The following is a 9,912-nucleotide window of genomic DNA, read 5'->3' as shown; positions in this document are numbered from 1 at the left end:
CGCCGGCCCCGTCAGCGCACGGTGATGGCCGCGTCGCCGGCGGGCACGAGTTCGCCGATCACGGTGCCCCCCGGGATCTCCCCGGCCACGAGTAGCCCGCCGGAGGTCTGGGCGTCGGCGAGCAGGAGCAGCTCGCCCTCGTCGACCCCGGATGCGAGGTGCGGACGCACCCAGTCGAGGTTGCGTCGGGTCCCGCCGCTGACGAAGCCGTCGGCGAGCGCCTGCCGCGCACCCTCGAGGTAGGGAACGGCGGCAGCATCGATCACCGCGGAGACGCCGCTGGCCCGGGCCATCTTGTACAGGTGACCGAGCAGTCCGAACCCGGTGACGTCTGTGGCGCACTCGACCCCGGCGGCCAGGGCGTCCCGGGAGGCGACGTCGTTGAGTCGGGTCATCGTCTCGACCGCCTCTCGGCTCACCTCGCCGGTGTTCTTGTGCCGACAGTTGAGCATCCCGATCCCCAGTGGCTTGGTGAGCGACAACGGCACCCCGGCCCGGCCCGCGTCGTTGCGCAGAAGCCGGTCGGGGTCCGCCACGCCGGTGACGGCCATGCCGTACTTGGGCTCGGGGTCGTCGACACTGTGTCCGCCGGCCACGTGACAGCCGGCGGCGCCGGCCACCTCCTGCGCACCGCGCAGCACCTGCCCGGCCATCTCGTACGGCAGGACGTCCATCGGCCAGCACAGCAGGTTGATCGCCATGATCGGCGTCCCGCCCATCGCGTACACGTCCGAGAGCGCGTTGGCCGCGGCGATGCGCCCCCAGTCGTTCGGGTCGTCGACCACCGGGGTGAAGAAGTCGGCCGTGCTGATGATGGCCCGGCCGCCGGCGATCCGTACCGCCGCCGCGTCGTCGCCGTCGTCGAGACCCACGATGAGCTCCGCGGCGGGATCGCGGACCGGCGCCCCGATGAGGTCCGCGACCACGTTCTCCAGTGCACCGGGCGGGATCTTGCAGGCGCACCCGCCACCGTGGGCGTAGGAGGTGAGCCGGGCGACGGGCGAGATGGGTTCGGTGGCCATGGTCCGACCCTAACGACGCGGCGCCGTTCGGTGGGCGCGGCCGGGGAACACCGCCTAGTCTCGTGGGGCAGGGAGGCGTCCGGGCACCTGGTGGTCCCCGCGGTCTTCAAAACCGACGTGGCCGAGTATCTCGGTCAGGCGGGTTCGATTCCCGTCCGCCTCCGCCACAACCTCACCGGCACCGATCCGAAAAGGGGAACGGAAGATCACCGAGCAGCCACGCGAGGGGTCGGGGGCGCCGTCGCCCGATCCGCGTCGTCTCATCCCGTCCACCGACGTCCTGCTCCGCGATCCCCGCCTCGCCGCGGCGGTCGACGGGCTGGGCCGCGAGCTCGTCAAGGGCGAGATCCGCGACGCCCAGGGCCGCGCCCGCGCGGGACTGCTCGCGGTCGACGGGATCGTCGGCGCGGTGCTCGCCGCGCTGCCAAGCGCGCCCGTGACGCTGACGCCCGTCCTCAACGCCAGCGGCGTCCTGCTGCACACCAATCTCGGCCGGGCCCCGCTCTCGGACGCCGCCGTGCGAGCGCTCGCCGAGGCCGCGGGCACCAACGACGTGGAGTTGGACCTGGCGACGGGCCGCCGGGGCAGGCGGGGACGCGGCGCCCTCGACGCACTGCGGGCCGCCGTGCCCACGGCGGGAGACGTCCACGTGGTGAACAACGGCGCGGCCGCCCTGGCGCTCGCCGCGACCGCGCTGGGCGGGCCGGGGCGGACGATCGTCATCGCGCGCGGTGAGATGGTGGAGATCGGCGACGGGTTCCGCCTGCCGGAGCTGCTGGAATCCACGGGCACCCGGTTGCGGGAGGTCGGCACCACCAATCGGGTCAACGCCGAGGACTACTCCCGCGCGATCGACGACACCACGGCGTTCGTCCTCAAGGTCCACCCCTCCAACTTCGTGGTGAGCGGCTTCACCTCGACGGTCCCGCCCGCCGAGCTGCGGGAGCTCGGCGTGCCGCTGGTGGTGGACATCGGGTCGGGGCTGCTCGCACCTCACCCCACGCTGCCGGATGAGCCGGACATGACCACGACGCTGGCGGCGGGCGCCGACCTCGTGACGTCCAGCGGTGACAAGCTCCTCGGGGGCCCGCAGGCCGGGATCATGGCCGGCGACGCCGCGCTCGTGCAGCGCCTGCGCCGCCATCCGCTCGCCCGGGCGCTGCGGGTCGACAAGCTCACGCTGGCCGCCCTCGAGGCGACGCTGCGCGGCCCGCGTCCGCCCGTCGTCGCCGGTCTCGAGGCCGACCCGGCCGAACTGCGGGAGCGTGCCGAGCGGATCGCCGCACGGCTGCGCGCGGCGGGGCTGGACGCGGAGGCCGTCCGATCCGTCGCCGCCGTCGGTGGCGGGGGCGCCCCGGGCGTCGGCCTGCCCAGCGCCGCGGTGTCCCTGCCCGAGCACGTCGCCGAGAGGCTGCGCGCGGGACGCCCCGCCGTCCTGGGACGCGTGACCGACGGCCGGTGCCTCCTTGATCTGCGTGCGGTACCCGAGGGCGACGACGACGAGCTGGGGCGGCTCGTGCTCCGGGCGGAGGCGCTCGCCTGATGTTCGTCGTCGCCACCGCCGGCCACGTCGATCACGGCAAGTCGACCCTCGTCCGTGCGCTGACCGGCGAGGAGCCCGACCGGTGGGTCGAGGAACGCCACCGCGGTCTGACCATCGACCTGGGCTACGCCTCCACCACCCTCGACGACGGGCGCACGGTCGCGTTCGTCGACGTGCCCGGCCACCGGCGGTTCGTCCCCAACATGCTGGCCGGGATCGGGCCTGTTCCCGCGGTGATGTTCGTCGTGGCCGCCGATGACGGGTGGATGCCGCAGTCCGCCGAACACCTCGACGCGCTCACCGCGCTGCGCGTCGAGCACGGGGTTCTCGTCATCACCCGCAGCGACCTGCTCGATCCCGCCCTGGCGCTCGCCGAGGCCCGCGACGCGATGGCCGGGACCCCGCTCGCGGACGTCCCGGCGGTGTGCGTCTCGGCCGTCACCGGCGCCGGACTGGACACCCTGCGCGCCGAGTTGGCCCGGCTGGGGACGCTGCTGCCGGAGCCCGATCGTGATGCCGACGTCCGGCTGTGGGTGGACCGGTCGTTCACCATCGGCGGCGCCGGCACCGTCGTCACGGGCACACTGCCGGCGGGGACGATCCGGGCCGGCGACGTGCTGGAGCTGGGCCCGAACGGTCCGCAGGTCACGGTTCGTGGACTGCAGTCGCTCGGGCAGCGGCGCGACGAGGTCGCCGCGGTGGCGCGGGTCGCGGTGAACCTGCGTGGGGTCGCGGCGGAGGACATCCCGCGGGGCAGTGCCCTGGTCGCCCCGCGTCGGTGGCGCCCGATCACGACTCTCGACGTCCGCGTCGACGGGCGGACGGACGCGCTGCCGGAGCAGGTGATGCTGCACGTCGGGTCCGCGGCGACGGCCGCGCGCGTGCGGCCCCTCGACGAGGGGCATGCCCGGCTCACCCTCGCCGCCCCGCTGCCGCTGCGGGTGGGGGACCGGCTCATTTTGCGCGAACCGGGCGCCGACCGTATTCCAGCGGGGGCCGTGGTGCTCGATCCGGCGCCGCCACCTCTGCGACGCCGCGGCGCGGCCCGACGTCGGGCGGAGGAGCTCTCGGCGACCCCGGAGAGTCCGGACCTGGCCTCGGAGCTGAGCCGACGCGGGGTGGCCCACGTCGACGACCTGAGAGCCTGGGGGATCACGGTCCCGTCCGTCGACCCGGCGCACCGCGGGTGGCTGATCGACCCGGACCACGTCGCGGCCCTCGCGGAGGCCCTCGTCGGGGCCGTACGTCGACATGACCGGGACGATCCCCTCGATCCCGGCCTGCCGACGGAGGCGGCCCGGCGCACCCTGGGCCTGCCGGATGCCGCCCTGCTCGGGGTCGTCCTCGACCATCCGGCGGCGGCGCCGCTGCGGACGCAGCGAGGTCGGGTCGTCGCAGGCGACGGGCCGGGACTTCCCCGGTCTGTCCGGGCGGCGGCCGAGACCCTGGCCGAGCGGCTCCGGGTCAGGCCGTTCGACGCCCCGACCGCCGACGACCTGGCCGAATTGGGCCTGGGGCCCCGTGAGCTCTCGGCGTGCGAGCGGGCCGGACTCCTCGTCGGCGTGGGGCCCGGGGTGTGGCTGGCCCCGGGCGCGTTCGCCGAGGCCGCGCGCAGGCTCGGGGAACTCGCGCAGCCGTTCACCCCGAGCAGCGCCCGCACCCATCTGGGCACCTCCAGGCGCGTCGTGATGCCGCTGCTGGAGGCGCTCGCCGACCGGGGGCTGAGCCGCCGCGAGGGCGACGACGGGCACGCCATCCTCTGACCGGTTGGCCGGCCGTCGGACCGCGCCGCCGGCCGCGATCCCGCGTGGGCCCGCTTACCCCTGGTCCGCGTAGGCCTCGCCGCCACCGCGGGCGCCGCGCCGCTCCCGCTGCGGGACGACCACGTACTTCGGGTCCTGCGCCGACGCCATACCGGCGTGGAACACCGCCCACCGGGTGCACGCCGACCCCGCGGCCAGGGCGACCCCCGCGGCCGCGGACAGGAGGCGATTGCGTCGCCCGAGCACCGCGCCCGCCGCACCGGCGACGGTGAGGAGCTGGGCGGCGCGGTGGTACGCCCCGGCCCGGCCCGCGTGGAGCGGCTCCGCGGTGATGCCCATCGACCGTTGCATGATCCGGTCGGCGGTGAGCTCGAGCGCCGCCCCACCCACCGCGAGCCGTCGGGCGGGACCCGTCTCGTGGAGCGGATTGAGCAGCAGGCCCACCCCGCCGGACGCGGCCGCGGCACTGCCGACAAAGACGAACGGCAGCTCCCGCCGCGCCGCACTCCAGCTCGGGAGGGACGTGTCGGTGAGCAGCACCGCCGTGTACGACGCGACCGCCGGAGCCACGAGCGCCGCGACGATGCCGGCCGGTCGCGAGGCGCGGGTGATGAGGTCGGTGGGCAGCCGGCGCGCCAGGCGGGCGGGCAGCAGCGGGACGATCTCCTGTCCCAGCGCCAACCCGGCGAACGGTCCGTACGCGGACAGGATCCAGGTGCCCACGCTCATGGGCGAGGTCAGTTTGAGCACCCGCAGCATGTGGTGGAACCGCTCCGGCCGGCCCAGATCGTTGACCAGGTAGTAGAGACTCCCGGTGATCCCGCCGAACGCCACGATCCGGGCCGAACGGCGTTGGCTGGGCAGACCGGCCAGGTCGGCCCCGGCCGCGAGGAGCGAGGAGCCGCCGGCCAGGCCGCCGAGGAACAGGTACGCCGCGATGTCGTACTCCCACGGCGGTGCCTTGACGATCGGTTTGCCGTAGTAGGAACGGAATTCCGCGCGAGGGACCATCAACTGCTCACGGCCGCCCCGGCCGCGTCGGCGGGTCCGGGTCTGCTGCCCGGGTGCGGGGGAGATGCCCGCCTTGTCGTCGTCGGCTCGGTTGTCGTCGGCTCGGTTGTGGTCGGCCCGGTTGTGGTCGGCCCCGTCGACGCTGCCCATCAGGCCCCGCCCCCCACGGCGAAGGCGGCCACCGCGCCGCCCAACAGGGTCACGGCCGCCAACGCGGCCTGGCGCCACATCGCCCCCACGTGCCGCGTCGTCACCACGGGATCCGGCGGCAACCCGTAGACCTCGGGATCGTCGAGCAGGAGGAAGAACGCGCCCGTGCCGCCGACGCCGTTGTTCGAGTCGTGCCCGTAGAGCTGGGCGTTCGGCTCGCCCGCCTCCACCAGCTGGTCCAGGCGGCCGGCGGCGCGCTCGCGGAGCTCATCGAGGTCACCGAACTGGATCGACTCCGTGGGGCACGCCTTGGCGCAGGCGGGGGTCTGGCCCTCGGTGAGTCTGTCGTAGCAGAGCGTGCACTTCTGGGCGATGCCCACGGCGGGGTCGCCCGCGGGGCCCGATCGGCGCTCGATCACGCCGTACGGGCACGCGCTCACGCAGTACCCGCAGCCGTTGCAGATGTCGCTCTGCACCACCACGGTGCCGAACTCCGTGTGCATGAGCGCGCCCGTCGGGCAGACGTCCACGCACGCGGCGTGCGTGCAGTGCTTGCACACGTCGGACTCCATGAGCCACCGGAAGTCCGTGGGCTCGCCGGCGTCGGGGGACTCACCGGGCAGGGTAGGGGCCGGCATCCCCAGGTCGACGGGCGCGGACGGCCCGGCGTGCCCGCCCGCCATGTGCCCGCCCCGCGCCGGGACCTCCTGCTCGATGAACGCCACATGCCGCCACGTCGACGCGCCCAGTGCCTGGGTGTTGTCGTAGCTCATCCCCGACAGCTCGATGCCGTCCTCGGGGATGAGGTTCCACTCCTTGCACGCCACCTCGCAGGCCTTGCAGCCGATGCACACGCTGGTGTCGGTGAAGAAGCCCTTGCGCGGCGGTGGGTCCGAGTAGCCGTTGTCCTGTGCGGGGTCGATGTCCCCGAAGAAGGACCGCCCGAGGTCGGACAAGAAGGCGGACATGGTTCAGCTCTCCGTTCCCGGGTCGGGGGTCACTCCGGCCCGGCGGCGGTACTCCTCGACGAACTCGAGCAGCTCCGGACCGCGTGGGCGACGTCCCGCGACGATGTCACAGCTCGTAGCCTTGGTCGCGGGGATGGACACGTTGGGGTCGAGTTGCTGTGGCAACAGGTCGTTGGCCGGGTCACCGATGCTCACACCGTTGCCACCCCAGTGATAGGGCAGGCCGATCTGGTGCAGGGTCCGGCCGTTGATCTGCAGCGGCGTCATCCGGCGGGTCACCAACACGCGAGCCTCGATCGCGGAGCGGGCGGTCACGATCGTGGCCCACCCGCCGTTGACCAGGCCCCGCTCCCGCGCCAGCTCCGGGCTGATCTCGCAGAAGAACTCCGGCTGCAGCTCGGACAGGTACGGCAGCGTCCGGCTCATCGCGCCCGCCGTGTGGTGCTCGGTCAGGCGGTAGGTGGTGAACACGAACGGGAATACCTCGCTGCCCGGCTGCCCGTGACCCGGCTGGGTCTCGTTGTACCGGCCGGGGCGTATCGCGCGGGCGGGATTGGCGTCGTGACCCGGGTAGATCGGGTTCGCCACGGGCGACTCCGGCGGCTCGTAGTGCGCGGGCAGCGGACCGTCGGCGAGCCCGCGGGGAGCGTAGAGCCACCCCACGCCGTCGTCCTGCATGATGAACGGCTGCGCGCCGCCGATGGCATCCGGACCCACCGCGCCCTCGGGCGGGGTGTAGTCGGGCGACTTGCCGGCCTCGAAGTCGGGCACGTCGTCGCCCACCCATCGGCCAGCGCCGTCGTCCGCGTCGGGGTCCCAGCGGATCAGTGCCTTGCGCTCACTCCACGGCCGGCCCTCCGGATCCGCGGAGGCACGGTTGTAGAGGATGCGCCGGTTCGCCGGCCACGCCCAACCCCACTCCGGGGCCACCGGTCCTTGCTCGTGCCGCGACTTCCGCCGCGCGGCCTGGTTCACGCCGTCGGCGTACACGCCGCAGTAGATCCAGCACCCGCACGCGGTCGAGCCGTCCGGCTTGAGCTGGGTGAACGCCGACAACGGCTCGCCGTCGGGGCCGCGGCCGTTGATCTCGGCGAGGACGGCTTCGGCGTCCGGCTCGTCCACGGTGCCCGGCTCCATGGGGTAGTCCCACGTCAGGTCCAGCAGCGGCCGGTCGCGGGGGTCGGTGGAGTCGGCCAGCTTCTCCTTGAGCCGCCGCCCGAGGTGGTAGTAGAACCACAGCTCGCTGCGCGCGTCACCCGGCGGCTCGACGGCCTGGTGCCGCCACTGGAGCAGCCGCTGGGTGTTGGTGAACGTGCCCTTCTTCTCCACGTGGTTGGCGGCGGGGAAGAAGAACACCTCGGTGCCGATGTCCTCGGTGCGCATCTCGCCGGTCTCGATCTCCGGACCGTTCTTCCAGAAATCGGCGGACTCGATCATGACGAGGTCGCGGACGACCAGCCAGTCGAGATTCGCCAGTCCGGCCCGCTGCATCCGCCCGTTCGCGGTACCCACCGCCGGGTTCTCGCCGACGAGGAAGTAACCGCCCCCGCCCTCGTTGATTTGTCGCTGCACGGTGACGGTCGAGTCGTGCTTGCCCGTGAGTTTGGGCAGGTAGTCGTAGGCGAAGTCGTTGTCCGCGGTCGCCGCGTCCCCCCACCAGGCCTTGAGCAGGCTGACGGTGTAGGAGCGCATGTGGCCCCAGAAGCCCTGCGCCTCGTCGTCGGTACCGATGTAGCTGTCGAGGTCCGGCTGCTCGCCGGCGTTCGGCGTGGGCAGGTACCCCGGCATGAGGTCGTACAGCGTGGGGATGTCGGTCGAGCCCTGGATGCTGGCGTGCCCGCGCAGCGCCATGATGCCGCCGCCGGGCCGGCCGATGTTGCCGAGCAGCAGCTGGAGGATCGCTGCCGTGCGGATGTACTGCACGCCGACGGTGTGCTGGGTCCAGCCCACCGCGTAGCAGAAGGCGGTCGTGCGCTCCCGTCCCGAGTTCTCGGTAAGCGCACGGGCCACGCGCAGGAAGTCCTCCGCGGCGACGCCGCAGGTCCGCTCGACCATCTCCGGCGTGTAGCGACTGAAGTGCCGTTTGAGGATCTGGAACACGCAGTGCGGGTGCTGCAGGGTCTCGTCGCGCGAGGGGTCCTCGGTCGTCGCCGACGCGCGGGCGCCGGCGGCACCGGGGGTCTCGGAGGCCTCGTCCTCGGCGTCGTCGTCATCGCGGCCCTCGTCGGGCATGTCGTTCTGGGCGCCCGCGTACTGCCAGGAGTCGAGGTCGTAGGTCCGGTCGTCGGAGTCGAAGCCGGAGAACAGGCCCGCGAGGTCCTCGGTGTCGAGGAACTCCTCGCCGATGATCGTCGACGCGTTGGTGTAGGCGAGCACGTACTCGGAGAACCATGCGTCGGTGGACAGCACGTGGTTGATCAGCCCGCCGAGGAACGCGATGTCCGACCCGGCGCGGATGGGGACGTGCTGGTCAGCGAGCGCGCTGGTGCGTGTGAACCGGGGATCGACGTGAATGACCGTCGCTCCTCGGCGCTTGGCCTCCATCACCCACTGGAAGCCGACCGGATGCGCCTCGGCCATGTTCGAACCCTGGATGACGATACAGTCGGCGTTCGCGAGATCCTGCTGGTAGTTCGTGGCACCACCACGCCCGAATGAGGTTCCCAGACCGGGAACGGTGGAGGAGTGTCAAATGCGCGCCTGGTTCTCCACCTCGATGGCGCCGAGCGCCGTGTAGAGCTTCTTCATGAGGTAGTTCTCCTCGTTGTCCAGCGTCGCCCCGCCCAGGCTGGCGAAGCCGCGGGTGCGCCGGACGGTGTCGCCGTTCGAGTCCGTCTCCTCCCAGAACTGCTTCCGGGACTCGAGGACTCGCTCGGCCACCATCTCCATGGCCGTCTCGAGATCGAGTTCCTCCCACTCGGTCGCGTACGGCTTGCGGTGGAGCACCGTGGTGATGCGGTCCGGGTTGGTCACGAGCTGCTTGCTCGCCGATCCCTTCGGACACAGCCGGCCGCGGGAGATGGGGCTGTTCTCGTCGCCCTCGATCTGGATGACCTTGCCGTCGGAGACGTAGACGTCCTGGGCGCATCCGACCGCGCAGAACGGGCAGACGCTCTTGACCACCTTGTCGGCGGTCGTCGTGCGAGGGGTGATCTCGAGAGAGCGGCGGGAACGGGTCGCGGAGCCGCGACCGAGGAGATCGTCACCGGTGAGCTGGCGCCAGACCGGCCAGTTGAGCGGCGATCCGCGGCGGGCCAGGTCGGGCCGCGACGCCCGCGGACGGCCGGGGTCGGGTTGTCGCTCCGACATCGGCACCTCCGGTACTCGGGTCCGCCCCCATATAACGCCAGCACCGTGACCTCCGCAACCGTATCGGCCCGACCCCCTCTCGTCGCCCCATGGCCGCCGCCCGCGTCGCGCCCACGGCCGGCGGGCAGGTGGAAGAGCGGTCCCGG

General features: G+C 72.9%; 6 protein-coding genes and 1 tRNA gene. 3 read left to right on the top strand and 4 right to left on the bottom strand.

All coding sequences use genetic code 11. The features are described from left to right. Positions 1–11: 11 nt before the first annotated feature. Complete coding sequence (gene selD, locus L8M95_RS10285) at positions 12–1,022, bottom strand: selenide, water dikinase SelD (protein WP_260486051.1); 1,011 nt, start codon at positions 1,020–1,022, stop codon at positions 12–14. A 71-nt stretch (positions 1,023–1,093) separates the two neighbouring features. On the opposite strand from selD, the gene L8M95_RS10280 reads away from it, so the two are divergent. The 3 genes from L8M95_RS10280 to selB all read left to right on the top strand — a co-directional run bounded on the left by L8M95_RS10280 (position 1,094) and on the right by selB (position 4,328). Continuing rightward, a tRNA-Sec gene (locus L8M95_RS10280) sits at positions 1,094–1,189 on the top strand. 113 nt (positions 1,190–1,302) lie between these two features. Beyond that, positions 1,303–2,565, top strand: a complete 1,263-nt coding sequence (gene selA, locus L8M95_RS10275; RefSeq protein WP_260489224.1) for an L-seryl-tRNA(Sec) selenium transferase — start codon at positions 1,303–1,305, stop codon at positions 2,563–2,565. Beyond that, positions 2,565–4,328 carry a selenocysteine-specific translation elongation factor gene (selB, locus tag L8M95_RS10270; RefSeq protein WP_260486050.1) on the top strand — a complete coding sequence of 588 codons (1,764 nt, stop codon included), beginning with the start codon at positions 2,565–2,567 and terminating at the stop codon, positions 4,326–4,328. Before selA ends, selB begins: the two co-directional genes overlap by 1 nt. A 54-nt stretch (positions 4,329–4,382) precedes the next feature. Here the strand turns inward: selB and nrfD are convergent, their stop codons facing one another. The 3 genes from nrfD to fdh all read right to left on the bottom strand — a co-directional run bounded on the left by nrfD (position 4,383) and on the right by fdh (position 9,766). Further along, a complete protein-coding gene (nrfD, locus tag L8M95_RS10265; protein ID WP_260489223.1) occupies positions 4,383–5,339 on the bottom strand; it encodes an NrfD/PsrC family molybdoenzyme membrane anchor subunit in 957 nt (318 codons plus the stop codon). Positions 5,340–5,488: 149 nt separating this feature from the next. Beyond that, entirely contained in the window at positions 5,489–6,457 is a 969-nt protein-coding gene (locus L8M95_RS10260) for a 4Fe-4S dicluster domain-containing protein (protein ID WP_260486049.1), read from the bottom strand. A gap of 3 nt (positions 6,458–6,460) precedes the next feature. After that, the gene (fdh, locus tag L8M95_RS10255) at positions 6,461–9,766 is read right to left on the bottom strand and encodes a formate dehydrogenase (RefSeq protein ID WP_396118676.1); all 3,306 of its coding nucleotides are present in this window, start codon (positions 9,764–9,766) and stop codon (positions 6,461–6,463) included. Positions 9,767–9,912: the final 146 nt, after the last annotated feature.

Source organism: Dietzia sp. B32 (assembly GCF_024732245.1).
In the GTDB taxonomy this organism is placed as follows: Bacteria; Actinomycetota; Actinomycetes; order Mycobacteriales; family Mycobacteriaceae; genus Dietzia.
This window is presented reverse-complemented; position numbering and strand designations above follow the sequence as displayed.

What these genes read in the sequence shown, in the direction of transcription:
- selD (WP_260486051.1), bottom strand. Translation starts at nt 1,022, where the DNA reads ATGGCCACCGAACCCATCTCGCCCGTCGCCCGGCTCACCTCCTACGCC.
- selB (WP_260486050.1), top strand. Translation starts at nt 2,565, where the DNA reads ATGTTCGTCGTCGCCACCGCCGGCCACGTCGATCACGGCAAGTCGACC.
- nrfD (WP_260489223.1), bottom strand. Translation starts at nt 5,339, where the DNA reads ATGGTCCCTCGCGCGGAATTCCGTTCCTACTACGGCAAACCGATCGTC.
- L8M95_RS10260 (WP_260486049.1), bottom strand. Translation starts at nt 6,457, where the DNA reads ATGTCCGCCTTCTTGTCCGACCTCGGGCGGTCCTTCTTCGGGGACATC.